The organism is Peribacillus sp. FSL R5-0717 (assembly GCF_038002945.1).
GTDB classification, from domain to species: domain Bacteria; phylum Bacillota; class Bacilli; order Bacillales; family DSM-1321; genus Peribacillus; species Peribacillus frigoritolerans.
This window is the reverse complement of the sequence record NZ_JBBOOF010000001.1, coordinates 2,800,934-2,827,659: the sequence shown is the minus strand read 5'-3', so window position 1 is coordinate 2,827,659 and position 26,726 is coordinate 2,800,934. Positions and strand designations below refer to the sequence as shown.

General features: G+C 41.1%; 21 protein-coding genes. 9 read left to right on the top strand and 12 right to left on the bottom strand.

Annotated features, from left to right (window positions below):
* Positions 1–561 precede the first annotated feature (561 nt).
* Entirely contained in the window at positions 562–1,320 is a 759-nt protein-coding gene (locus NYE65_RS13890; protein WP_340861078.1) for an alpha/beta hydrolase, read from the top strand.
* Positions 1,321–1,399: 79 nt separating this feature from the next.
* The gene (locus NYE65_RS13885; RefSeq protein WP_096340795.1) at positions 1,400–1,570 is read left to right on the top strand and encodes a CsbD family protein; all 171 of its coding nucleotides are present in this window, start codon (positions 1,400–1,402) and stop codon (positions 1,568–1,570) included.
* 111 nt (positions 1,571–1,681) lie between these two features.
* Here NYE65_RS13885 and NYE65_RS13880 read toward each other — a convergent pair whose 3' ends face one another.
* The 5 genes from NYE65_RS13880 to NYE65_RS13860 form a co-directional block, all read right to left on the bottom strand.
* Positions 1,682–2,824 (bottom strand): PP2C family protein-serine/threonine phosphatase, encoded by a 1,143-nt coding sequence (locus NYE65_RS13880; protein WP_328177948.1) that lies wholly within the window; start codon positions 2,822–2,824, stop codon positions 1,682–1,684.
* Positions 2,825–3,102: 278 nt separating this feature from the next.
* Entirely contained in the window at positions 3,103–3,936 is an 834-nt protein-coding gene (locus NYE65_RS13875) for a CheR family methyltransferase (RefSeq protein ID WP_340861077.1), read from the bottom strand.
* Positions 3,937–3,968: 32 nt separating this feature from the next.
* Positions 3,969–6,770, bottom strand: a complete 2,802-nt coding sequence (locus NYE65_RS13870; RefSeq protein ID WP_340861076.1) for a response regulator — start codon at positions 6,768–6,770, stop codon at positions 3,969–3,971.
* A 286-nt stretch (positions 6,771–7,056) separates the two neighbouring features.
* Entirely contained in the window at positions 7,057–8,355 is a 1,299-nt protein-coding gene (locus tag NYE65_RS13865) for a hemolysin family protein (protein WP_340861075.1), read from the bottom strand.
* 196 nt (positions 8,356–8,551) lie between these two features.
* On the bottom strand, positions 8,552–9,007 hold the full coding sequence (locus NYE65_RS13860; protein ID WP_328177945.1) for a MerR family transcriptional regulator: 456 nt from the start codon (positions 9,005–9,007) through the stop codon (positions 8,552–8,554).
* A gap of 583 nt (positions 9,008–9,590) precedes the next feature.
* On the opposite strand from NYE65_RS13860, the gene NYE65_RS13855 reads away from it, so the two are divergent.
* Positions 9,591–10,016 (top strand): DUF4395 domain-containing protein, encoded by a 426-nt coding sequence (locus tag NYE65_RS13855; RefSeq protein ID WP_340861074.1) that lies wholly within the window; start codon positions 9,591–9,593, stop codon positions 10,014–10,016.
* A gap of 42 nt (positions 10,017–10,058) precedes the next feature.
* On the opposite strand, the gene NYE65_RS13850 is transcribed toward NYE65_RS13855, so the two are convergent.
* The 4 genes from NYE65_RS13850 to NYE65_RS13835 all read right to left on the bottom strand — a co-directional run bounded on the left by NYE65_RS13850 (position 10,059) and on the right by NYE65_RS13835 (position 14,700).
* On the bottom strand, positions 10,059–11,813 hold the full coding sequence (locus tag NYE65_RS13850) for an FTR1 family protein (protein ID WP_340861073.1): 1,755 nt from the start codon (positions 11,811–11,813) through the stop codon (positions 10,059–10,061).
* 86 nt (positions 11,814–11,899) lie between these two features.
* Positions 11,900–13,186 carry an iron uptake transporter deferrochelatase/peroxidase subunit gene (gene efeB / locus NYE65_RS13845; protein WP_063574503.1) on the bottom strand — a complete coding sequence of 429 codons (1,287 nt, stop codon included), beginning with the start codon at positions 13,184–13,186 and terminating at the stop codon, positions 11,900–11,902.
* Positions 13,187–14,032, bottom strand: a complete 846-nt coding sequence (efeO, locus tag NYE65_RS13840; RefSeq protein ID WP_340861072.1) for an iron uptake system protein EfeO — start codon at positions 14,030–14,032, stop codon at positions 13,187–13,189.
* Between the two features lie 188 nt (positions 14,033–14,220).
* A complete protein-coding gene (locus NYE65_RS13835; RefSeq protein WP_328177942.1) occupies positions 14,221–14,700 on the bottom strand; it encodes a MarR family winged helix-turn-helix transcriptional regulator in 480 nt (159 codons plus the stop codon).
* A gap of 130 nt (positions 14,701–14,830) precedes the next feature.
* Between NYE65_RS13835 and NYE65_RS13830 the strand changes: the two genes are divergently transcribed.
* Together NYE65_RS13830 and NYE65_RS13825 are read left to right on the top strand one after the other, a co-directional pair.
* Positions 14,831–16,345: an MDR family MFS transporter gene (locus NYE65_RS13830; RefSeq protein WP_340861071.1), complete on the top strand. Its 1,515-nt coding sequence runs from the start codon at positions 14,831–14,833 to the stop codon at positions 16,343–16,345.
* A 139-nt stretch (positions 16,346–16,484) separates the two neighbouring features.
* The gene (locus NYE65_RS13825; RefSeq protein WP_340861070.1) at positions 16,485–17,183 is read left to right on the top strand and encodes an SGNH/GDSL hydrolase family protein; all 699 of its coding nucleotides are present in this window, start codon (positions 16,485–16,487) and stop codon (positions 17,181–17,183) included.
* A gap of 34 nt (positions 17,184–17,217) precedes the next feature.
* Here NYE65_RS13825 and def read toward each other — a convergent pair whose 3' ends face one another.
* Positions 17,218–17,796, bottom strand: a complete 579-nt coding sequence (def, locus tag NYE65_RS13820; protein WP_048688779.1) for a peptide deformylase — start codon at positions 17,794–17,796, stop codon at positions 17,218–17,220.
* Positions 17,797–18,046: 250 nt separating this feature from the next.
* Here def and NYE65_RS13815 point away from each other — a divergent pair, with 250 nt between their 5' ends.
* Positions 18,047–19,780 (top strand): AAA family ATPase, encoded by a 1,734-nt coding sequence (locus NYE65_RS13815; protein WP_340861069.1) that lies wholly within the window; start codon positions 18,047–18,049, stop codon positions 19,778–19,780.
* Positions 19,781–19,921: 141 nt separating this feature from the next.
* Here the strand turns inward: NYE65_RS13815 and NYE65_RS13810 are convergent, their stop codons facing one another.
* Positions 19,922–21,352: a DHA2 family efflux MFS transporter permease subunit gene (locus NYE65_RS13810; protein WP_340861068.1), complete on the bottom strand. Its 1,431-nt coding sequence runs from the start codon at positions 21,350–21,352 to the stop codon at positions 19,922–19,924.
* Positions 21,353–21,798: 446 nt separating this feature from the next.
* Positions 21,799–23,709: an N-acetylglucosamine-specific PTS transporter subunit IIBC gene (nagE, locus tag NYE65_RS13805; RefSeq protein WP_328177937.1), complete on the bottom strand. Its 1,911-nt coding sequence runs from the start codon at positions 23,707–23,709 to the stop codon at positions 21,799–21,801.
* A gap of 305 nt (positions 23,710–24,014) precedes the next feature.
* Here nagE and nagA point away from each other — a divergent pair, with 305 nt between their 5' ends.
* The 3 genes from nagA to NYE65_RS13790 are packed head-to-tail and all read left to right on the top strand — an operon-like array spanning position 24,015 to position 26,664.
* Entirely contained in the window at positions 24,015–25,193 is a 1,179-nt protein-coding gene (gene nagA / locus NYE65_RS13800; RefSeq protein WP_328177936.1) for an N-acetylglucosamine-6-phosphate deacetylase, read from the top strand.
* Positions 25,193–25,927: a glucosamine-6-phosphate deaminase gene (gene nagB / locus NYE65_RS13795; RefSeq protein ID WP_034304857.1), complete on the top strand. Its 735-nt coding sequence runs from the start codon at positions 25,193–25,195 to the stop codon at positions 25,925–25,927. Before nagA ends, nagB begins: the two co-directional genes overlap by 1 nt.
* A 14-nt stretch (positions 25,928–25,941) precedes the next feature.
* On the top strand, positions 25,942–26,664 hold the full coding sequence (locus tag NYE65_RS13790; protein WP_034304859.1) for a GntR family transcriptional regulator: 723 nt from the start codon (positions 25,942–25,944) through the stop codon (positions 26,662–26,664).
* Positions 26,665–26,726 lie beyond the last annotated feature (62 nt).

The window sequence follows — 26,726 nt, the reverse complement described above, 5'->3', positions numbered from 1 at the left end:
GCTTTGTTTTGTTCAGTTTTCAAAGAGCAATCTCCACAATCGTTCTTTCGAACGGCTGTTTATTCATCATAACATCTTATTGATTAGTTGTCAACTTCTACGAAGTTTTTAACTTATTTTAAATCGCTGTGTTTTTCAGCGACCATTTCATCTTATCATTTTCATAGTAAGAAGTCAATAGTTATTATTTCTTTCAGCAACCTGCCAAAAGCAATGAAGTTTTTTGCATGTCTTAGTTGGTGCTTATTTATATTAATCCCATTTCACTTTAAAGTCAATGCTTTTTCTCCATTTCTTATATTTATATATTACCGGTGATTAGCATCTTCAGTTTATCAACAATTTCAAGACAGCACTTATATAATAGAAAGACGAAAATGACCTGATAATTATCTTTATATCCTTTTGATGCTCTTAATAATAGTGAAGTTTTGGAACATAACCAAGTTGACTTCATAATTTTCATTATGCTATTATATAACCAAGTAAAATAATCGGAATAGTTAATTTTATTAAAACCTTCTATTAACAAAACTTAGCTAAATCAAAGGAGATGGGAATATGACAGCAGCAATGGTAATACCAGGTGCGGAATCTTTTTTCTTACCCGGCAATTCTATCGGCATCCTTATTTGCCATGGTTTTAACGGAACGCCACAAAGCGTAAGGTATTTAGGTGAAAAATTTGCCGCCAAAGGCTTTACTGTCTTCGCTCCTCGACTGGCAGGCCACGGAACGGATGAATATGAAATGGAAACAAGTCATTATCAGGAATGGATACAAGATGTTGAAATGGCTTATGCAAAATTAAAGCGAACCTGCACCCATGTTTTCGCCATCGGACAATCTATGGGAGGCGCCCTTGTTCTCGATTTAGCGACAAAATTGGCTTGTGATGGAATTCTTACTATCAACGCCGCTCTCCAAGTTCCTGAATATGAAAGATATCGTAACCAATCGGTTCCACGCTTCATTCCCGAAGGCAAGCCTGACATAAAAGACGATATACCTAAAGAAATCACATATGACCAAGTTCCGTCAAAAGCGATTAATCAATTGCTTGATATAATGAAACATACCAGCCAAAAACTAATAGACGTTTCGTGCCCGATTCTTATCTTCCATTCACCAGAAGACCACGTTGTACCGGACTCGTGTTCCTATCAGATTTACGATACTGTCATGTCCGGTGATAAAGAGATGGTGCGCCTTGAAAATTCATATCATGTGGCGTCGTTGGATCATGACAAAGATCATATCATTGAACATTCCTATCAGTTCGTTCAAAGGTTAAGTAAAAGGGAAATAATCGCTTCTTAAAACTCCTATCTCCATAAATCAGGTTTACCCATTCACTTCATGGGTAAATACAGTATATAAAGAAAAAGGAGGTAACATAATGAGCGGTTTATCAGACAAAGTAAAGAGTGCTGTAAATAAAGTTAAAGGTGAAACGAAAGACCAAGTCGGAAACGCGAAAAATGATCCTCACTTACAAGCAGAAGGTAAAGTCGATAAATTAAAAGGCAATCTCCAAGATGGCATTAGTAAATTGAAAAATGACCGTTAATTGCAAATAGCTGAATACAGGAATCACTCTCTTAACGAACATTCTCATTTCATATAAAAGTGACCCCCCTTTTATAGAGAAGAGGCGGCAGATGATCTGCCGCCTCCTTCTTCAATTCGCTTGAATAACCACAACACACATATCATCAGGTTGATCTTGCTGCATTTCAGGTGACATCAAAAAATCGATAGGGGGAGATTCTTTACAATCAAACCATCTTGTCGAGACCACTTCTTTTATTTGGTCGAGCCCTTCCGTCCCTTCTCGATCTATTGCTTCCATGACTCCATCCGTAAATAGCATAAGCTGAATCTTCTCTTCATAATGAATCACGGATTTCTCTATTTTCATCTCGGTGAAGAAACCAACAGGACATGTCCCTTTTGAAAGGGAGACCACTTTTCCATCGTCCATTAAAGCAAATCCAGGAGGATGTCCGGCATTTACATATTCCACTGTCTTTTGCTCTGTATCAATGATCATATAAATAGCGGTAAAATAATAATGCACTTGATTATCATCTTTATTAAGGGTACTCATCCAGCGATTCATTTCATTTATTACTGACACTGGGTCCGAATGGGTCCTGATGGCATCCCTCAATACGGAGGATATGAACATACACACAAGTGAGGCGGATATGCCATGCCCCATCATATCCAACAGGATGATCCCATACCGATTTTCATCAATGCGGTGCCAATAGTACATATCCCCTGCTAATTTATTCGCAGGTAAGTATGATGCCCTTATAGTTAAGTGGTCATTTATAATGGGTTCACTTAATAAGCTGCTTTGAACCTGCATGGAAAGATCCAATTCATTGCGGATTTTTTCATCCTGCATTTTATGCCAATCTTTTTCATATTTAAGTCTTAACCCCACACGAATCCTCGCAAGTAAATCTATTTTATTGATGGGCTTCATTATATAATCAATTCCGCCAACATCAAGTGCCTCGGCCACCTTGTTTGAATCTTCAAGGGCGGTCACAAAAATGACGGGAATATCTCTAAGGTGAGGAATACTTTGAAGTCTCCTGCACGCCTCTATCCCATCGATCTCCGGCATCATGATATCAAGCAGAATGATATCAACTGAAGTCTCTTTAGGTTGCGGACTATCCACCTGTAAATATTCAAACATCTCAACAGCTGAAGTTAATGATAGAAAATCCGTATAGCCAGCTCGTTTTAGAATTTTCTCTATAACGAAAAGGTTAACCTGGTTATCATCTACGATTAAAATCGTCATTCTTTCATTCCCCTTTTGGCTTATATCGAGCGGCAACATTTATCTTTTTTATATGGAACAGTACTTATATAAAGCTCCCTTAACAGGGATTTTTCCATTATATTATAACGAAGTTCAGTCTCTTTTAATAATAATAAACTGCAGTCGAGATTCTGCATGGAGACCAACTCATTATATATACCCCTTCTTATGATGCCTTAAACATAGTGAAGCAAAAAAAATGAAAAATAATTTAATCAAAAAAGAAAGAGTCCGCATAAATGCGAACTCTTTCTTTTTTACAGTTTCCGATAAATCCGTTCCTTTGAATCAAAGTCCTCATAATCCTGCGAAAAGGATGAGGTATGAAGAGTTTCCTTGCTGCCGACCGCAAGGAAGCCATCTTTACAAAGACTGTCATAAAACAACTGATTAACATAGGTCTGTAATTCACCGGTAAAATAAATCATCACATTCCGGCACATGATGATATGGAACTCATTGAACGAACCATCAGTAACTAAATTATGCTGGAAAAACACAATGTTTTTAAGGAGACCCGAATCAAGATAAGCATTTTGATAATCGGTTGTATAATACTCCGAAAATTCCTGGTTACCTCCAGCTTGCAGATAGTTTTTCGTATAAGACTGCATTCTATTTAAAGGTAATATCCCTTTTTCCGCATGACGGAGGACTTCATCATTCATATCAGTGGCATAAATCCTCGCCTTATCATAAAGTCCCTCCTCCTTGAGGATGATCGCCATGGAAAAGGCTTCTTCACCGGTTGAACATCCCGCATGCCAAATTCTGATTTCAGGAAGTTTTTTCAGGAGCGGTACAATATTTAAACGAAAGGCTTTAAAGAAATCCGGATCGCGAAACATTTCAGTGACATTTATTGAAAAATCTCTCAATAGCTTCTCGACATACCCTTTTTCATATAAAACCATTTCAATCATTCCGCTAATCCTGCGAACATGGTCCAGCCTCATTCTATTTTCAACTCTTCTTTTTATTGAAGAACGCATATATTTACGAAAGTCAAAGCCAGAAACGGAATAAATGGCCTCTAGCAATAATTCGATTTCTAAATCTTCTCTTTCTTCAATCGTTAAAGTATCCTTCATGAAAATCCTTCCTCACCCATACTATCAATCAATCAATTAGTCAGCCATACTCTTAGGACTGATAGCAGCTGATCCAATTTTAATGGTTTGCTGACATAATCGGAAGCGCCGGCCTTCAGGCATTTTTCCCTATCGCCTTTCATCGCTTTCGCAGTTAACGCGATGATTGGAAGATCCTCGAATTTACTTTGCTCGCGAATTCTGGTCATCGTTTCGTAACCGTCCATACCCGGCATCATGATATCCATCAATATAACATCTATATTGTTACCTTTTTCAAGGAGTTCCAAACATTCAAAGCCGTTTTCAGCTGTAAGAATTTCCATCCCCTCATGCTTCAGCGCATTTTTCAGGGCAAATATATTGCGGTGATCATCATCGACGACCAGTACTGTTTTATTGCAGAAAGGTTTGGCCTTATCCCGATCTTCTTCATCCATCATACCTGCATCCGGTTCTCCCTGATCGCCAAAAGGCGCGGCAGAATCATCGTGGTTAGCTGCTGCCACTTCCGGAGAAGCAGCTATTGCTTCGTCGACATTTTTGAAGCCCTCTGGCATGCTTGGAATAAAGAAAGTAAAGGTACTGCCTTGCCCTTCTTCACTATCTACAATGACCCAGCCTCCCAGAAGTTTGGCAAACTCCCGGCAAATCGATAGCCCAAGTCCTGTACCGCCATATTTTCTCATTGTAGCTCCGTCACCTTGCTGGAATGCTTCAAAGATAAGCTTTTGCTTCTCTTTTGATATTCCGATGCCAGTATCCGTCACCTTAATTTCAACCCAATTGCTCGCTCCTTTTGTCTGTATCCATTGTGCTACATTTTCTTCATCAGCTTTTTTGATTTGGACAGAAACAGAACCTTTTTCCGTGAATTTAAATGCATTGGATAGCAGGTTTTTCAAAATTTGCTGGAAGCGCTGTTCATCCGTAAAGAAAATATCCGGAACGTTTTTACTTTTTTCGATTATAAAGTCAATATTCTTTTTCTTCGCTACATGATCGAAGTTACGGTGCAATAACTCAGGAAGCTCACTCAGATTCATTTCATCAAAGACCACTTCAAGCTTTCCGACTTCAACTTTTGATAAATCCAAAATGTCATTGATCAACGTTAATAAGTCTTGACCTGATGAATTAATGACACGAGCGAATTCCTGTTGCTCTTCATTTAATTTACTATCATTAGGATCTGAAAGCATTTCCGATAAAATCAGGATACTATTGAGCGGTGTCCGCAATTCATGGGACATATTTGCCATGAATTCCGATTTATATTTTGAGCTTAACTTCAATTCTTCCGCTTGTTTTTCAAGATTCAGTTTAGCGACTTGAAGCTCTTTCGATTTTTCTTCCGTTTCACGATTTCTCTCTTCCAATTGTTCATTGATCATACGCAACTCTTCAGCCTGTGTTTGCAGTTCCTCCGATTGGGCTTGCATTTCCTCTGACTGTGATTGCAATTCTTCCGATTGAGCCTGTAACTCTTCAGTCTGTGCCTGTGATTCTTTCAATAAACGCTCTATTTCCATCCGGCCCTCAACATTATTGATCGTGATGCCCAGAGTATCAAGAACCTGGTTCAGGAACGTTTTTTGCAGCTTCGTAAAGGCCTCCAAACTCGCCAGTTCAACCATCGCCACCACTTCATCCTCAAAAATGACTGGCGCAATGACAATGCTTTTCGGGTTGACTTCCCCCAATCCTGTCGTAACCAATTGGAAATCCTCAGGGATATCTTCGATGACTTTGGATTTCTTTTCAAGGGCGCATTGACCGATCAAACCTTCGCCAAGACGGAATTCACGCCTGCCTGAATCTTCGCCATCTCCAGCAAAGCTGGCAAGCTTCACAAAGCGCATATCCACACCCTCACCCCGTTTGACGTAAAAAGCTCCAATTGAAGCTCCCATCATCGGTGCAAGTCTTGTAATGAACCGGTCAGCTAGGACTTCCACATCAACAATGCGCTGATACATGGTAGCTATATCTGCCACACGGGTCTGAATCCAGTTCTGTTCACTGATCTTTTCAGTGAAATCTTTTTCTTTTTGGTTATAGATTTCAAGCGATTCCGCCATATCATTGAACGATTTCGCTATATCCCCAATTTCATCAGTGGTCCGAACCGGAATTCTTGGAATGACCGACAAATTTTTAAAATCGATATTTTTGATGACCTTCGTAATCGATTGCAGATCTTTCGATGTGCTCCGAATCATCCAAACAACCGTTACGGAAATGACCAAAATGCTGAGAATAACCGCAAAAATTACAAAACCGATCATATCTTCATAGGTTTGTTTCGAATTACTTAAGGTATCTTTCATGACACCTTCTTGGTAATCCTTAAATTCATCCATCGTACTGATGACTTTCGTTCGTTTTTCCCTTTGGTCATCCATCAGGCTTGAAAGATTATCAGAAGAGTTTCCCGATTTTATCTTTTGGATGAGCTCAGCCTCCGTTATGGAGTAAGAAGCATATTGGGTCTCGAACTCTTTCAATAGCTGCTTCGCTTTCGCCTTATTTAACGAACCTGATAACCCGGCAATTTTTGATTCAATCAGATTATGATTTTTATTGATGATTTCGAGGCTCTCTGCTCTTTCTTCTTTATTTGCATCATTAGCTGCAAACAAAATCTCACGGTCCGACCTAGAAAAAAGCTGACGGATTTCCATCGAAGCTTGAACCTTTTCATAGCGATTTTCAACTATTTCAGTCATGCTGCTCTTTAAATTGTTCAGCGTAATCATCATGAATGAAAGTAAAATAGCCAAGAAAAGCAAGATCAAACCAAATCCCAACATTTGCTTTTTCTTAAAACCCATTTTCCCGCCCACCTTCAATACTTATTTATACCAGCCCGAAATAGCGGCATTGCAAAATACCAGAACTCACCTTATATTCTTTCAAATGATATATAGATAGTTTCATTGTTCAAAATCAATTTTAACATTTTCCAAGCTAAAATGGTTACCTACACTATCATTTTACATGAATTCCTTTTCCAATTAAGTAACAGTCTGCCTTACCATTGTCATAAACACCCAAATGAATGGTTCGTACAAAATAAAAGCCGAAAGTTTTCACTTTCGGCTTTTGGTGTGATCCTGTTTATATAATCTTCTTCACTTCAACATATAAAACATGGTGGCCGTCCATTTCCTTTACAGTAAATTCATATCCGGCGTATTCAATTCTATCTCCGACAGCAATTTCAAATCTGCCTGTCAGGAACCATCCACCCAATGTATCGATATCTTCCTCCGGCAAATCGATCGCAAGGGTATCATTGACATCTTCAACCAATGTTTTAGCATCGAATACATAATGCCCTTCATCAATTTTTTGAATGAGCGGACGTTCATCCTGATCAAATTCATCACGGATTTCCCCGACGATTTCTTCAAGGATGTCTTCAACCGTTACAAGACCAGCTGTTCCGCCATATTCATCGGTCAAAACTGCCATATGGATCCTTTCCTTCTGCATTTTTAGCAGCAGATCATGAATGGCGATCGTTTCAAGAACACGGATGATGGGTGTTACAAAGGAATCCACCGTTAAAGCCGTTACATTATCTTCTGTAATCGTCGCTGTATAAAGGCGTTTGATATTGACCATTCCCACGACATTGTCTTTATCACCTTCTATGACCGGATACCTTGTGTACTGTTCTTCCTGAATCAGTTCAACAACTTCCAATAATGGCATGCCTTTTTCGATAACGGTCATTTCCGTACGCGGAACCATGATTTCATTGGCAATGCGCTCATCAAATTCAAATATTTGATTGACATATTTGTATTCCGATTGGTTGATCTCACCGCTTTTATAGCTTTCCGATAAAATGATGCGCAGCTCTTCTTCGGAATGGGCCATTTCGGACTCGGAAGCAGGCTTTAATCCGAACATGCCCGTCAGGAGACGTGCAGAACCATTCAGTAACCAAATGAATGGGTACAAAATGCGGTAAAAGAGAATTAATGGCTTTGCAAATAGCAAGGTTACCTCTTCTGCCTTTTGAATCGCAACTGTTTTCGGTGCGAGTTCGCCGACTACAACATGAAGGAATGTCACGGAACCGAACGCGATCAGGAACGAGATGATGTGACTTACAGATTCCTCTAATCCCCATTTAGTGAACAATGGTTTTAAGATTGCCTCGACCGTCGGTTCACCCAACACCCCTAAACCTAAGGCTGTTACTGTAATCCCCAATTGACAGGCAGATAAATACTCATCGATATGCGATGTCACTTTCTTGGCTGCGAGGGCATTTCTATGCCCTTCTTCAATTAATTGATTGATCCGGGAACTTCTGACTTTCACGATTGCAAATTCCGAGGCAACGAAAAATGCGGTTAATGCTATTAATGCAGCTACTGCCAATAATTTTATAAAAATCTCCAATATGTGCGGGTTCTCCATATAGTTCCAATCCTACTGTTCTTCGGATTAGACATATATGGCTTAATCCCAAGCACCTCCTGTATAAATGGTTATTTTCGTTTAATAAGCATTTTTGCCTTATAACATGAACCAAAACCATTTAGCCTATATCGTTACTATGCACCTTTGTGCATAAAACTATAGAGATAAATTTTAATCATACGAGCAACACTAGTAATGATTGGATCAAGGCCATGCTTTCACGGGATATCTGTTTTTTTAGAAGAAGCTCACTTTTTCCGTCCTTTTCAATCAAGCTGATGAATTCCTGAAGTTCTTCGTTCAGGCCATCCATTTTATTCTTGAGCTGAAGACCTTTTGCCTCAATTACTGATGCGGCTTCCTTATCCTTTTTAAGTATTTCTTTAATATCTTCCAATGAAAAATTTTCTCTTTTGTATCCTTCGATACGGCGGAGCCTTTCAAGTTCACCGACTGAATAATAACGGTAATTAGAGGCGGAACGTTCTGCTTTAAGCAAGCCAAGATTCGTATAATAATCTACGGTTCGTTTCGTAACATTCGCCATTTCCGCCAACTCGCCAATTTTTAAAGTCTCGTTCCCAACATAGCCCCTCCTAACCGTCACGTTATGGTTTAGACAAATCTTCATGACGTTTTATTCTATTCTATAATCGTACATTATTTTAATTGAAATGAAAAATATTTATTATGCTCTTTACCCCTTATTGGAAAAATAAAAACCGATTAATTGAATAATCGGTTCATTTTTTGAGAGTGTATAGAGTATGAACGCTGATTGGTTTTCCGCGGTCGGTCCGGGAGCCTCGAACAACCGCTCCAATCAACTTTGTTTTAAAATTAAGATGGAACCCTTTTTATCTACAAACTCAAACCGATTAATGGTTTAGTTTATGATCTATTCCAGTGGAGTTTATTTTTTGTTTTAACTGAGAGTTGATTGCTCAGTATCTTAGGACCGCACTGGCATAGGGAAGAATGCTTTAGCTTTTTTATTGGTGTTCCACATGTTTCACAAACTTTTGCTACCATTTATACTGTCCTCCTAACTTTTGTTTTATGATAAATATATTATACTACTTCCATAATGATAATCAATACTAAATTAAAATAATTATAAATAAGGACACCTTTTATTTTATTAACCTTTCTCTTCACAAGTGATTAAAATAAGGATAAAATATAATAAAACACATAAGGAAGGTTGGTATTATATGACGAGTGAAATTCGTTCCATTCCCCGTCCCTTAGTACGTACAAATCAATGGGTCATTTTGTTAAGCGCAGCCACCGCCTTATTGACGGGACAAATATGGATATTAGCCATTCCTTTAACAGCGGGGCTTTTGGGTCTTCTCTTTAATTTCAATCCAGTGATGCGTCTGGCAAAGCTCTTTCTTAAAAAGAAACCGTCCGATTATATTCCTGAAGATTATTCACAGCAACTATTCAACCAGGCAATAGCAGTCGTTTGCTTAGGACTTGGATTCACTTCTTTTTTGCTTGGTTGGAATGTTACCGGTTATATATTTACCTTGATGGTCGGAGTGGCTTCACTCATAGCCATTCTTGGATTCTGCATCGGCTGCTTCATCCTTTATCAATGGAAGCAATATTCCTATCGCCGATCACTACGCTAATAGCACACATAAATGGGACTGACATTCGTCAGTCCCATTTTATTATTCGGTTGCACGTAAGGAATTACTCTTTTTGACCCAAATGGCGGCCAATGCAATCAGCAATAATAATACAGCTTGCGGCACCAGCGTTTCCATTGTTGGATAAAGACCTATCGTTTCTGCAAATGGGAAGGAGCTGATCGTATTTGTCTGTATCACTTGAGAAACCTGAAGTGAGTGGATGGAGACTCCAAGAATCTTGAAAGCCAAGGCATATATGAGTATCGTTGCCACTTTAAAGAATAGGGTCATCGGTAATTTCACACTGTACCGCAGCATGATGAAACCAATTACCACTAAAATGAGGAAGGCAAGGAAAATCCCGCTCAGCAGCTGCTTTAATTCCATATAAGGAGCCATTCCAGCATAAAAGATAATCGTCTCGGCACCTTCACGGAAGATGGATAGAAAACTGATTAAAGCGAAAGAGATGATGCTCCCCGTCGCAATGGCTTGGTTCATTTGCTTGCTGATATATCGGTTCCATGCATGGACGTTCGATTTACTATGAAGCCAAAGACCAATTGTCAACATCATCAATACGGCTATTATCCCAGTGATTCCCTCAATATATTCCCGGCTTGAAGCAGCCGTGATCTGAGAGAAAACGATATTGATTATGACCGCCAATATGGAACTGGCAACTAACCCCGCACCAACTCCTGTCCAAATCCATTTTTGTTTGTCCGCTTGCCCGATTTTCTTTAGGAAAGACAGCAATGTAGCTACAATCAAGAGTGCTTCCAATCCTTCACGTAAAAGGATCAGAGCTGCATCCCATGTTGTATAACCCGTATCCTCAATTAAAGGGAGTAACCTTGTGTTTAAATTGGTTACGATTCCCTTTGCTTCATCCGCCTTTACATTTTTCGATTGCAATAGGCTGATTGCGGTCGGGACCTTCGTTTCCATATCGCTGTAAAGTTTGCTGTCCCTTGTGGAAACCTCCCCTTCTACATTAGGCCAAATTGTTAAGATTTCATTTAGCTTATCAACGGCAGAATCGATTTCATCCTTTTCAATATCCGTTGCACTTCCTTGTAAAAGTTGTGTTACATCCCCAAGTGAATAGGTGTTCTTCTGGCTTCCTACTTCAACTTTACCAGCAAGGAAATCCTCGATTAAACCCTTCAATTCAGTTAGACTTTTTTGGGCTTTTTCCGGATCAGGTGGGTCTTGGGTAATCGCTATCCGCACAAAGGCCATTTTCGTTTCGAACTCACCATATGTAGCAACACTTTTCTCCCTGACAATGACCTCTGCATCGGTCCATTGATTCAGGAGATTGGTATATTGAACTTTAGCTTGATCAAAGTCACCTTCAGTTATCAAAGCCTCCAACTTATCTATTAATGGAAGTATCGCTTGTAACCGTTCTTTATAGTCAGTCTTGTCAACAGGGTTTTCGTTTGTATCATAAATAACAAGCGTACTTGATAATGCCGATAATCGCTTTTTGATTTCATCTGTGGAGGCTCGGTCGCTCACAGCACGTTTTACTGCGGATAGCTTCTCGTCGACTTTCCTCGCACTTTCGCTGTCCGTTTTTATCGTTTTCCAATCTTGCTCGAATCGCTCGATATTTTTCGATACTTCCTCAAGGTCGCCTGATTTCACCTTCATTAAACTATCGCCAATATAAACAAAGAGCTGATCATGGTTTTCACCCGCCGAAACCATCTTAATATCAGTCGAAAGAAATAAAAGACTGACGACTAAAACAAATATTCCACTCTTCCATCTAGAAACGGTCATAGTGGTCCCTCCTTATTCATGAACTAAAATCGCCAACTGGATAATATCCATGCTGGCGATTTTCACATCCTCATTTGAAATGATATTTATCCAAAAAGGGAATCCCCGATATAGCCACCCTTTTTCACACCTGGTAAACAAGCGAACATGGCACTGCCCCTGTGTACGATATATTCGTTGAGCTTATCATTCTTTGCCAGTCGCTCTTGTATCGGTATGAATTGTTTACTTGGGTTTCGCTGAAAACAAATGAATAGCAAGCCTGCATTGAAGCTCCCTGTTTTGGGATCCATTCCATCTGCATATGAATATGGACGCCGCAATATCTTTGCTTTTCCGTCCCCTCTGGAGAGACTTACATGTGAATCTTCTGGAATGATCCGGTTTCCATTTGGGTCTTTAGCTTCGAGATCCACGGTATCGAACTCATTTTTCATTCCTAGTGGAGCTCCACTGTCGCGATGACGGCCAAACGTATTTTCTTGTTCTTTCAAAATAGTCCGGTCCCAAACTTCAATGTACATCTGGATTCGCCGCACCACCATATAACTGCCTCCAACAAGCCAGTCAGGACCGTCCTCGCCCTTCACCCAAACATGCTCATTCATTTCATTATTATCATTCGTATCCGGATTGACGGTCCCATCCTTAAACCCGAAAAGGTTACGTGGTGTCGTTTTTTGTGAATCGGCTTGCTTAGTCCGTTGAAAACCTGTTTGTGCCCAATGAATGATCGCTTTCCCTCTGCCGATCCTCACTAAGTTCCGGACGGCATGGAAAGCCACTTGAAGATCATCTGCACATGCTTGAATACAAATATCCCCACCGCTCCATTCTTCTTCTAAAGCATCTAAAGGGAATTGGGGCAGGTCCTTTAATTCAGCAGGTCTTTTTGATTTCAAACCAAATCGATCTTTGCCATCCTTCGAAAACAGGGTCGGACCCACTCCAAAAGTGATCGTTAAATTGGAAGGTGATAATTCTTTCGCTTCCCCCGTATCCTTTGGGGGCATATTCGTATTAAGTGATGTATCACCAATCAAATTCCCCGCTGTCATCTGAGCCGCAGCCTCTGTCCAATCCTTGAATAACTGGATTAAGTCTGATCTTTTATCCGTGGTTACTTCCAATGACGCGAAGTAAAGGTTATCTTGCGCTTCAGTGGTGATACCAGCTTGATGTGCTCCATAAAAAGGTACAATATCCTTAGTTTGTCCCTTCGCCTTTTGTTCAGAAAGTGTCAGCAGCCCGCCAAATCCGGATGCTCCTATCACGACTCCGATTCCACCCACTCCTGCCGTTTTCAGCATGTTACGACGACTCACCTTTTTTGTAAAAAGTCCGGTTTCATCTTTCGGCGTATGTTCTTTCAATTAAGATTCCTCCGTTACAATCCCTATTTGCGAAAGTGGTTCAGCCAATGCATCAATTGCTTGACTTAACTCTTTGACTTCAGATTCCTTTAAATCCGTATATGAGATGTATCCATCCCCTTCTTTATGCTTTTCAAGCAAGTCGTATACACCGTCAAAACGTTGTTGGATTTCCGCAGCAAGCTTCGCATCCTTTTCTTTCAGCGCTGGAGTAAGCAGTTCATAGATCTTCTCTGCACCTTCAACATTAGCCACGAAATCATATAAATCAGTATGGGAGTATCGGTCCTCTTCTCCTGTCACTTTACTTGTTGAAACTTCATTCAATAAATCCACCGCACCCGTGATCAACAAATCGGGTGTAACCTCAACCGTTTCAACTTTGGCCCGAAGCAAATTGACATCACTCATTAATTGATCTGCAAACTTTTCGTATCCTTTCGTTGTATTTTCTTGCCATAACCCCATTTCAATCCTATGGTAACCGCCCCATTCTTCATCTTTGACATCCCCTTTACGCGCATCTATTTTGGGATCAAGATCGCCAAAAACTTCAGCGATGGGTTCCGCTCTTTCATAATGCATCCGTGCTGGTGCGTATAATTCCTTCGCCTTTTCAATATCACCGGCAGATACGGCAGTGGTGAATTCTTCCGTTGCGTTTACGAACTCTTCTATTTCACCAATGGCATATTCCCGGTACTCGCTAGATACACCATCAAGCTTACTCGCACTCACTTCTTTGGCATTATCACCTGCCGGCTTGACTTCTTCCTTTTCCTGCGCACAGCCAAATAATAGGCTGGTTGATAGTAAGACCGCTAATGACGCCTTTGCTTTTTTCATAGTGTATTCTCCCTTTGAAATGATTTGTAGATTCATATTAACAGATAATGAAAATCATTATCAATATATATTTTAATGGAAACAGACATTGTTCATTCTCTTCCAAAATATTTAACTCTATCCTTTTTCCTTACGCAGGATAAGTAGCTCCCAGCTGGCTAAAAATAAAAAGGCAGCCTACATATCAGCTACCTTTGACGCTCACTCATTAACTTGTCATTTTCTTTATCCATGATTTTTGTGATTTCCTCAACAAATTGATTGATCAATATTAGCTCTTGCTCATTATAAGCTGAGCATAATTCTTTTGTGGCCATGGAGAGCGATTGATAGTGCGATTTAATTTGTTCCTGCCTTTCCGGTATCGGCATAATCATGACCTTTCTTCCGTCCAATTGATCTCGTTCCCTTTTAACATAACCCGATTTCTCAAGGCGATTGATCAGTGCCGTAACCGAACCCGTGCTCAATCCTGTAATTTTGGATAATTCACCAGCGGTAATCGGTCCTGTTTCATTCAATATTTCAGCACTCTTTAAGTCCGTATGGGACACCCCTATTTTCTGGGCCATATTTTGTTGAAATAAAACGGATCTCATTCCATACCGCTGCAATCTGTGTGTTAAACTCTCTAACAGAGCTGAATTAAACCTATTATCGCTTGACATAAAATGCCACCCCTTTTACACTTGAATTTATCTTGATTATCAAGATAAATGTTTTGTTTCATCTTAACGTTTACCCTTCAACCATGTAAAGGAAAATTCATGAGCTGGTTGATATGAAGGAGGAAAATAAATGAACGTTCAAAAAAAACAAAAATTCATTGTTGCCGGTTTACTACTGGGTATCCTGATGTCAGCAATGGATAATACGATTGTTGCGACTGCGATGGGAACGATCGTTTCTGATTTAGGCGGATTTGATAAGTTTGTATGGGTGACATCTGCCTATATGGTCGCCACGATGGCAAGTATGCCGATATTCGGTAAGCTTTCGGATATGTATGGAAGAAAGAGGTTTTTTATTTTCGGACTTATAGTCTTTTTGATTGGTTCCGCATTATGCGGCATGGCTCAGAGCATAGTGCAGTTAAGTATCTTCCGTGCAATCCAAGGGATTGGCGGAGGCGCCTTGATGCCTATTGCCTTTACGATTATTTTTGATATTTTCCCACCTGAAAAACGGGGAAAATTAACTGGCCTTTTCGGTGCTGTATTTGGGGCATCAAGCGTATTGGGACCACTTTTAGGTGCTTATATTACTGAATACTCCAGCTGGCACTGGATTTTCTACGTCAATGTTCCGATTGGAATCATTTCTTTATTTTTCATCTGGAATTATTACAAGGAGTCACCCAACACCCAGGAGCAAAAAATTGATTGGGGTGGCGCAGCAACTCTCGTCATAGCCGTTATCAGCTTAATGTTCGCTCTTGAACTAGGCGGGGAGTATGGTTGGAGTTCCTCTCCCATCATAGGCCTGTTTGCCAGTTTTGCGGTTTTCTTCGTTTCATTTTTCTTTTTCGAAAAAAGAGCAAAAGATCCAATCATTTCATTATGGCTGTTTAAAAGGCGATTATTTGCTTCTTCTCAAATTTTAGCCATTCTTTATGGCGGTACATTCATTATTTTAACCGTCTATATCCCGATTTTCGTGCAGGCAGTTTACGGTGGTTCCGCAACAAATGCCGGACTGATCCTAACTCCCATGATGCTTGGTTCTGTATTCGGCAGTGCAATTGGCGGGATATTCAATACAAAGACAAGCTTTCGCAACTTAATGACGATTTCCGTCATCTGTTATTTTGCAGGTATGCTTCTATTAGGGACCATCACCCCTGATACCAGCAGGACTTTATTAACTTTGTACATGATTCTGACTGGATTTGGCATGGGCTTTTCTTTCTCCCTTTTGCCTATTGCGTCCATTCACAACTTGGAACCTAGATTCAGAGGGTCGGCCAATTCAACAAACTCATTCCTCCGTTCATTTGGGATGACACTCGGTGTAACGATTTATGGAGCGATTCAGACCAATGTATTCCAAAGTAAAATGACGGATGCATTTAAAGGAATGCAAGGAGGTCCGAATACAGCCGGCTTGATGGAGGACCCACGCCAGCTCTTCCAATCGGATGCACGTGCCGAGATTCCGGACTTTATCCTGGATAAAATCGTTCATGCGATGTCCGATTCGATTTCATTCATCTTCACCTTGGCCCTCATTCCGATCGGTCTTGCTGCCATCACTGTTTTCTTCATGGGAAAAACAAGGGTGGAAACACCTTCAAAAAAGGAATCCTTACAATAAACAAAAAGCGCTGCACTCCCAGCGCTTTTTGTATTTTCATCTCCCTTCTATAAAGGAGGTGAAGATTGCCGAAATATCATTCCACTACTAAAATATAAGTAACACGTTCACATACCGAGGTGAGAAGTTTGAAGATCGTATGTTTTGGAGACCCAGAGGCATCTCTTATGTTAGGGGGCGCCTTCGCATCATTAAAGAAAATTATCCAAACTCTTTAGCTAAGCTAACAGAATCTTTGCCATTCGTCGAAGTTTTGAATAAAGGGGTTTTCAATGATAACTCCGACCTGTTGGTTAGCCGGATCGAGAAAGACGTCATGTCGGAAAATCCCGATATCGTATTAATAGAGGTCGGTGGAAATGACTGTAACTTCCATTGGGACGAAGTAGCCAAGAATCCAGAAGGTGACCATGAGCCCATCGTTCCAATCGAACGCTACATGGAAAATGTCACACAACTTGTCAAGCAGGTTCAGGACAAGCATATAACCCCTTTCCTTTTAACTCTTCCGCCACTGGACTCTGCCAGATATTACAGATCCAGATCCATCGCCGATAAGTTCGGTCATTCAATCGGGCATTTCGTTTCCCATGTCGGAGGTATTGAACATTGGCATGGGATGTATAATCGCCAATTGAAAAGCCTTGCAGAGGAACTAAAGGTGCCTTTGATCGACGTCCGTTCCCATATTAAATCCTCCGGTGACTTGGGTCCCTTGATTAGCGATGATGGCATCCACCTCACTTCAGAAGGATACCAGCAAATGAGCCTGGCCATTTTCAGTGATTTGCTGAAGCATATGGAAGAAAATCTGTTTCCTAAAGCCATAAAACGGTAAAAAGGCAAAGCATGGCGCTTTGCCTTTTTGGGTTTCACAGACTTTTCACTTCCACGTTTTCCGGAAGCTTGAAAGGGTTTTCGGTATTGATCCGGTCATAAAACATCATCCCGTTCAAATGATCTAGCTCATGTTGAAACACGATTGCAGCAAACCCCTTCAGCCGCATCTCTATTTCCTCACCATTACCGTCCAAAGCTTTGATTTTAACCCGTTCATAACGCGGTACATATCCTTTAATATCACGGTCGACAGAAAGGCAGCCTTCACTTTGCGGTAAATAGATCATTGTGGCCGAGTGGCTGATGATTTTCGGATTCACAAGGGCATATTCAAACAGCTTCCCCTTTTCGTCGGGGAAATACATGACGAACATGCGTTTATTCAAGCCTATCTGATTGGCAGACAACCCAACTCCTTCACGCAAGTTAAACTTCTTTTGGAGTTTTGGATCCTGACTGTTTTTCAGGTATTGCATCATGCATTCCAGCGTTTCACGATCTTCATCCGAAATCGGCAGGCTAACTTCATCCGTTACCTGGCGCAGAATGGGATCCCCTTCTCTAACGATATCCTTCATCGTAATCATATAGTCTTTTATAAATTTACTCATAGAACTTCACACTCTTCTACCATTTTATTTTTTCATGACTTAGACCATTTCACTTTAGCATTTCGCATTTAAAAAGTCTAATATCCCGGATAGATTAAATATTTCTAAATTCCGGACTCTTTAAACTCTCATACATAAGTGTTATTTCTTTCCTTTAACATTATTTACCTTTAATTTAAGGTACAAAGACCTATAGATTACATGTTTAAAAATTTTATACTGAATATATATACTTAAAGGAGATGAAAAATTGAACTCGAACTCTAAATTAGTTTCGAAATTGCTGCCGTTCCTTACGGCTCTCATTGTGATAATTGCTGGAATCAGTTGGTATGCTGTTACTAAGTCAAAGGATATGGTCATTCCTTTTTCATCGGTGGAAAAAACGATTAAAGCCCAAAATGGAGCTCTTGTCACCATTGAAGAAAAAAGAAATGGCACTCTTCACATCTCCACACCAGATGGAGAATACGTTTCAAGTATTCCTCCCAACAGTCAAATGATCAATAAACTTGTCGAAACTTATAACGTTCAATATTCTTTTTCATCAACTAATAAATCAGCATTATGGATTTTAGGCGGGTTAATGGCAGCCCTCGTCACAACCGGTGTCATTATACAGAAAAAATCAAAGGGCGGATTGCGGATCGGCAGCAAAAAACAAAGCCTTTCCACCCCAAAACCCCTGCCAGAGATAACTTTGGATGATGTAGGCGGTTTGCAATCCGAAATCAAACAGGAGATCCTTCAGACACTTACTACACTAAAGGAACCTGAACGTTCAGCTAAAATTGGAATTAAGCCGCCTCAAGGCATTTTATTATACGGCCCTCCTGGAACGGGGAAAACGCTGCTTGCACAGGCAATTGCAAAAGAGCTTGGTGCAAACTTCTTCTCAACGAGCGGTTCAGCCTTCAACGAAATGTTTGTTGGAGTCGGTGCAGCCCGTGTCCGCAGCCTTTTCCAAAATGCACGTAAACAATCGCCAGCTGTCATTTTCATCGATGAAGTGGATGCATTGGCTGGTAAAAGGAAACCCCACGGCGGGGAAGAAGGCGAAAAAACGTTAACCGAACTGCTTGTCCAATTGGATGGGGGCCATCCAAATGAAGGCATTTTATTCATTGCAGCGACCAACCGGAAAGATATGCTCGATGAGGCATTTCTACGTCCGGGCAGGATCGATTTCTCTTTCCAAGTCCCACTTCCGGATACACAAGGAAGAAAGGAAATCATCGATATCCATACGAAGGGAAAGCGTCTAGCGACAGATGTCCTGGCTTCCCTGGATGAGTTGGCTGAAAGTACATCCGGTTTCTCCGGCGCTGACTTAAGCTCCCTGTTCGATACTGCCTCACGTCATGCCCTGAGGAATGAACAGGATATGATTCGTAAACAGGATCTTGATTACGCGATTGACCGTACGATACTTGGAGCGACATCACGTACTTTGAATGATGCGGATACGAAGCGGCGTGTGGCCATTCATGAAAGTGGACATGCCCTGATTGCTGCTTTGACAAAGCCTGGCTCCGTTAGAAAGGCGACCATCATTCCGCGTGGGGAAGCCCTTGGATATGTAGCGCCGATACCAAAAGAGCTCCATCTGGCAACAGCCAGTGAATTGCTCGATCAAGTCAAAATGATTTTGGCAGGCGGCGTGGCGGAAAGAATGTATCTAGGGGAACATAGCATAGGTGTAGGCGGAGATGTACAGCAGGCGAAACATCTGCTGGAACAAATGGTCGATACCGGAATGCTTCAAGATGGATTCACCCTCACCTTCAATAAAGGTGAGAAGGAGCAAAAGATGCAGGAACTATTCACGAAAGCGATTCAGGAAACGGAAATGTTGATTGACTCGAATCGCCTACAGTATGAAGAGCTCGTTGAAGAGTTATTGAAAAAAGAGACACTTGAGGGATCTGAAGTTCAGCGTATCGTTGACGCTTCGGAAATAACCGGTATATGCTCGAATGCATAACGTGTTTAAAAGACTAGAGCCTGTTCGAATCGAACAGGATCTTTTTTATATACGGCAGTGAGCCGCAAGCCAATCTTTAATTAATATCATGTATGCAGTGCAGTCCCTTTACAGCTAGAAAAATGAAAGTGAGGTCACTGGTTATCCGCTGCTCACCTGTTTTACATCTAGGGATTTAGCCATATGCTGTTTCGGTATCTTGGCCTTAAAATCATCCTTTTTCAAACGCATCGCAAATAATAAGGCTATGACGAGCAAAGCCACAGAACCTAGGAAAGCAAATTCATAGGATATTAAATTAACATGGTGCTCCCCATTCGTTCCTATCGAGCTAGTGCCCACTTCCCCCAGAATGCTTGCTAGGATGGCTACACCAATGGCAGAGCCAATCCGGTTTTGGACATTGAACAATGTGGCCGCCATTCCCATCGAAGCAGAGTTGATATTGGTGAAAGTGGAAAACTGTACGGCCACAACAGTATGTCCCAAACAGATACCGACACTAAATAATAAGGCACGAAGGAACCAGGGGTTGGCTGTCGGCCCGACAATGCTGATTAATGTATAAATGATGATTGTACCAAGCAGCCCTATCCGGATCACCTGAAGTATGCCCAGTTTCTTCGTAGTCCAAGGCATCATCCGGGAGGCCACCATCAAACCTATAGCTTCCGGGAAAGTGGTCAGCCCGCTTTCTAAAGCAGAAGCATGAAGCGAACTTTGATACATTAACGGGAACACGAAGAGCATCCCCAATAAGCCCGCCATTGAAAATAATGAAATGATGCCCAATGTCCGAAACAATCGATCGGATAATAAACGCAAATCAAGCATCGGTTCGTTCACTCGCAGCTCCAATAAAATAAATGAGAGAACAAGAACTGCACCGATAATTCCTGTATACATGATAACGGGGGAACCCCATCCTTTAGATGGCCCTATGCTCATTGCATACATCAGCATGGAAAAGCCTGCAGCTGACAATAAGAATCCTGGAATGTCCAATCTGCCAGCAGTTGATTCTTTATTTTCTTTTAAAAACCATACACCGAATATCAGGACCATAATTCCGAAAGGGACATTTATATAAAATGCCCAACGCCAAGACAGCTGCTCCGCAAGGAATCCGCCAACAATCGGACCAATAGCTGGTGCGAATGCTATGGGAAGCACAAGGGAACGGGACACCTTTGGGCGTTCTTCAACAGAGAACGTTCTAAATAATATGGCCATTCCAACTGGTGTCAGGATCCCGCCTCCTGCCCCCTGCAAAACCCTGAACAAATTCAAGGTTTGAAGATTATTAGCGAATCCGCATAAAAAGGAGGCTGCCGTAAAGACACCCAATGCCATCAAGAAGATTTTCTTGGTTCCAAAACGATCCCCAAGCCAACCAGCTACCGGAAGGAATACCGCCAGGCTTACTAAATATCCAACATTAATGCCACTGGCTGAAGAGGGATCAAGGTTAAATTCACTACTGATCGTTGGCAGGATTACATTGACAATCGTCCCGTCCATCGAAACCATGAACATCGCTATGACATAAACGATGCTAACTACTATTTTCATAATTTTTTCAAATTCTTGATAGTGAATGTTTATTAGCAATCTCCTAGCGCAACTAATAATGATAATCATTATCAATCATAATCTGCAGGTAATGATATATATTTATAACTTACTGGTCAAGTGCCTTCCGTGGATTTACTGAGAAAGTCCTATTTCTTACCAGTCACATTTCTCTTCAAAGCACCAAACCAACACCTCCAACTCCTCAGGTATGGTTTCCATCTGAATTTTATAACATAGTTGATTGGAACGAGACTCCTGCGGGAAAAGCGCGTCTAGGGGGACCCCGTAGGTTCAAGCCGAGAAGGCTCCTCGACCGCCCGCGGAAAGCGAGTGCCTGGAATGGAAATCAACATCCAAATTGTACAAGCCATAAAAAAACTGCAGGCAAACTCACTTTTAAAGTCTAAAGGGATGTCGACAAGTCGACATCCCTTTTTACAAATTTATAGTTTTTCCAACTGGATGATATCTGGTGTATTTTGTTTCTGGATCCCTGACTTTTGCAACTTCACTGCCGTTCCTTCAGGTAAGTTAGTGAATATAATAGGAGTGACCGTTGATGGTGCATTCCGTTTAATGAAGTCTAAATCAATTTCCAAAAGAGGTGTTCCCTTTGTTATTCTTTGACCTTCTTGAACAAGAGCTCTAAACCCTTCTCCGTTTAATTTAACTGTATCCAAACCAACATGGATCAGAATTTCCAGACCATTATCCATTTTCAATCCCAGTGCATGATTTGTCGGGAAGATACTTAGCACTTCCCCATCGATTGGAGATACTAGTTTTCCGTTGACTGGCTCGATAGCAAAGCCATCCCCCATCATTTTCATGGCAAACACTTGATCGGGAACTTGTTCTATCGGTATAATGGTTCCTTCAATTGGAAGGACAAAGTCATTTGCACCCAAAGCTTGGTTTTCCTCTACTATATCCTCTGCCACTTGTGCAGATGGACTTGTTTTCACTTGGCTTGGGTCGACTCCATCCTTGACAAGCTGTTTCATTGCATTTGCAACGAATTCAACATTCGTTCCAACAATGACCTGTACACTCGATTTATTCAACTTCATGACACCGCGGGCACCATGCCGTTTTAAGGCTGCTTCATTCACATTTCCTGAATCGGCCACTTGTAAACGCAAGCGTGTTGCACAGTTATCAATTAGCTTTATATTCTCTTTACCGCCAAGATCTTGAATGAAAAGCGATCCCATATCGGTATATTTATCCCCTGTTTTCACAATAGTTTCTTCTTCCACTTCTTCCTCATCGTCTTCACGGCCAGGTGTTTTTAAATCCATGATCTTGATGACAAAATAGAAAATCACGAAGTAAACTGCCGCGTATACCAATCCAATCGGGATTAACCATAGCGGTTTTTGCGCAATACCAAAGTTCAAGAAATAATCAATGGCTCCTGCGGAGAATCCAAACCCATGATGGATATCCAATATAACAGCAAGTGCCAGAGAGACCCCGGTTAAAAGGGCATGTATTACATATAACACCGGTGCGATGAACATGAAAAGAAATTCAATCGGTTCAGTGATTCCTGTAAGGAAAGAAGTGAAAGCCAATCCAACAAGCATCCCCGTCACCAATTTACGTTTCTCTTTCTTAGCAGCTGCAATCATTGCTAATGCCGCAGCTGGAAGACCGAACATCATGATCGGGAAAAAGCCGGTCATGAAGGGTCCAGCAGACGGGTCCCCTGCGAAGAAACGATTTATATCACCTGTCGCTCCATTGTACTCACCAAAGACGAACCAAACCATACTATTCAAAACATGATGCAATCCTACTGGAAGCAATAAGCGATTCAATACGCCGAATACGCCAGCACCCAATGCCCCTGCACCTGTAATCCAGTCACCGACACTATTTATTACATCTTGAATCGGAGGCCACACAAAACCGAATATTCCCGCAAGTATGATCATCGCAAGCGAAGTGATGATCGGGACGAATCGTTTCCCTGAAAAGAATCCAAGCCATTCAGGGAGTCTTATGTCGGAGTATCTATTATATAGAAGAGCGGCAACTATCCCCGATATAATACCGCCTAAAACAGCCATGTTGATTTCTTTATCAATCGCTTGTGTACCATTCGTTAATACAAAGTATCCAACAAGGCCTGATAATGCCGCAGCGCCACTTCCATCTTTGGATAATCCAATCGCTATTCCCAAGGCGAACAATATCGCAAGGTTATCGAATATCGCCTTTCCAGCTGCGGCAATAAAGGCAATATCAAGTAAATCCGGTTGCCCTAAACGAAGCAATAACGCGGCTGCTGGTAAAACGGCAATCGGTAACATTAAAGCTTTCCCAATCTTTTGTAAAAAATTTAACATCGAACTCATCTCCCTTGTACCTAACTTCTTTGATCAACAACAAGATGTATTAAGCGTTTTCATTTTATCAATATAATAACTTTTCTTTGGGATTATACTAGCACAGAAAATATATAGATGTCTATACCAATTTACTTGTAAATATACTATATTCTTCGAAAACATAGTAAAAATATCATTTTTGTTCTTGATACTCCCTAACTGGTCTAGACAACTTTTAATAAAAACGATAAAATGAGGGCAAAATATATGAGACCATTTCATGACTCATTCATTAAGTTTTACTTTCATAAAGGAGATTATGTATGAAAACATTCATTATTAATAATCTGATGGTTCACAGCGAAAAGGAAACATACAAAAATGGCTACATTAAAGTCGTGGATGGAAAAATTGCCGAAGTTGGTCCAGCCAGCCAATACAAACAGGACGATGATGCCAAGGTGATTACTCTTTCACCGGATTATCAGGTAATTCCCGGTGCCATCGACATTCATATTCACGGAGCATCCAATTCCGATGCAATGGATGCCACACATGACGCATTATCCACAATGGCAAAGACCCTTCCTAAAGAAGGAACCACCAGCTTTCTGGCCACTACAATGACCCAATCCACCCAAGCCATTGAATCAGCACTTCTTAATGCTGGTAAATATATCGAAAATCAAACTCAGGAAAATGCTGAAATAGTTGGAGTTCATTTAGAAGGTCCTTTCATTTCACCGGCCCGTAAAGGAGCACAGCCTGAGGATTATATCGTTGACCCTGATGTCACTCTATTTAAAAGATGGCAGGAAATGGCCGAAAATCAGATCAAGCTTGTAACGCTTGCTCCTGAACAACCGAACGGATTAGATCTTGCCGCCCACTTAAGGGGAACTGGCGTCGTCGCCTCCATCGGCCATTCAGATGCAACATATGACCAAATAGATGAAGCAATCCAGGCAGGGACTACCCACGTTACACATCTTTATAATGGGATGCGTGGACTCCATCACCGCGAACCTGGCGTTTTGGGAGCTGCTTATCTTCGAGATGAGCTATATGTTGAACTTATTGCTGACGGCATTCACTGCAGGCCGGAAATGATCAAGCTCGCATATGACCAAATTACCAGCGAACGAATGATACTGATAACGGACTCACTTCGTGCCAAATGGCTTGAAAAGGGAACCTATGATTTAGGTGGTCAGCCTGTTAATGTTGACGAAACGAAAGCAACGCTTTCAGACGGCACACTAGCCGGCAGTATATTGAAAATGAACGATGCCATCAAGAACACAATGGAATATACCGGCTGTTCCATGACTGACATTATAAAAATGACTGCGGAAAACCCTGCCAAACAACTTCGGATTTTTGACAGAAAAGGAAGCATCCAAGTCGGCAAAGACGCAGATCTTGTAATATTGAATGACCGCTTGGACGTTGAAATGACTTTCTGCAGAGGAAATTTAGCTTTTAAAAAGGAGAATGTATAATGAATATCATACAAGTGCAGGACTACACGGAAATGAGCCGGACAGCCGCAGAAATAGTGATCGGAAAAGTCAAAGGAAATCCGAATATCAAATTGGGCCTTGCAACAGGCGGCACCCCTAAAGGAATGTACGATAATTTGATTGAAGATCACGTGCGTAATCATACTTCATATGAACATGTAACATCTTTTAACCTTGACGAGTATATCGGCTTAAAACCAAATGATCCAAACAGTTACCATTTTTATATGGATGATTCCTTATTCACTCACATCAATATAAATAAAGAGCGTACTCACCTGCCTAATGGCACAGCCGATGACACGAATGGAGAATGTCAACGGTATGACGAAATGATTGATTCCGTGGGGGGGATCGATCTTCAGATACTTGGCATTGGCCAAAATGGCCATATTGGTTTTAATGAACCTGGAACTTCCTTCACATCCGGTACACATGTCGTGACACTTGAAGATTCGACGCGCCAAGCGAATGCACGTTATTTCGACTCCATAGACGAAGTTCCGACACATGCCGTTACGATGGGCATTTCAACAATCATGAAAAGCAAAGAAATTCTGCTGCTGATTTCTGGTGAAGAAAAAGCCGAAACACTGAAGAAATTGATACACGGTGACATTTCAGAGGAATTTCCTGCATCTATCCTAAAAAAACATAATAGTGTTACAATTATCGCAGACCAAAAAGCGTTATCCGGAGTGATAATACCCTAAAGGAGCGAAAGTCGATGATTGATAAAAACTCACCTCTTCCGATTTATTTTCAAATCGAAGAACAAATAAAAAGAAAAATAGAAAACGGTGAGTTCCAAGCGCACGATGCCCTTCCATCTGAACGTGAATATGCCGAGCAATTCGAAATTAGCCGGATGACCGTCCGCCAAGCCATAAATAATTTGGTGAATGACGGATACTTATACCGTCAGAAAGGAAGGGGAACCTTTGTCGCCGATAAGAAATTGGAGCAGCAGCTCAATGGGCTGACCAGTTTTACCGAGGACATGAAGGCCAGGGGATTAAACCCAAGCAGCAAGCTGCTGAGCTTTGAAATCATTCCGGCTGATAAGAAGATTGCCAGTGAATTGCACATTTCCCTTTATGCTCCCGTTTATGAAATAAAACGCATTCGGTTGGCTGATGATGTTCCAATGGCGCTCGAGACCGTGTACATGTCTGCCAATTTAATTAAAGGATTAACGGAAGAAATCATTAACCTTTCCCTTTACCAATATGTGGAGAACTACGTCAAACTAAAGATAGACTATGCTTCACAAACGTTGGAATCATCGATTGCTTCTGAATTGGAAGTGACCCATTTAGCAATTCCAAAGCACTCACCCATATTATTCATTCAAAGGAATACGTTCTTAATAGACGGAACTCCCCTTGAATATGTTAAATCGGCTTATCGTGCGGACAGGTATAAGTTCACTATCAACATAAGCAGATAAAATGGAATATTTTCATCACTATAGTCTTTTAATTGCCAAAGGTAATCGGAGGGTGTCACATA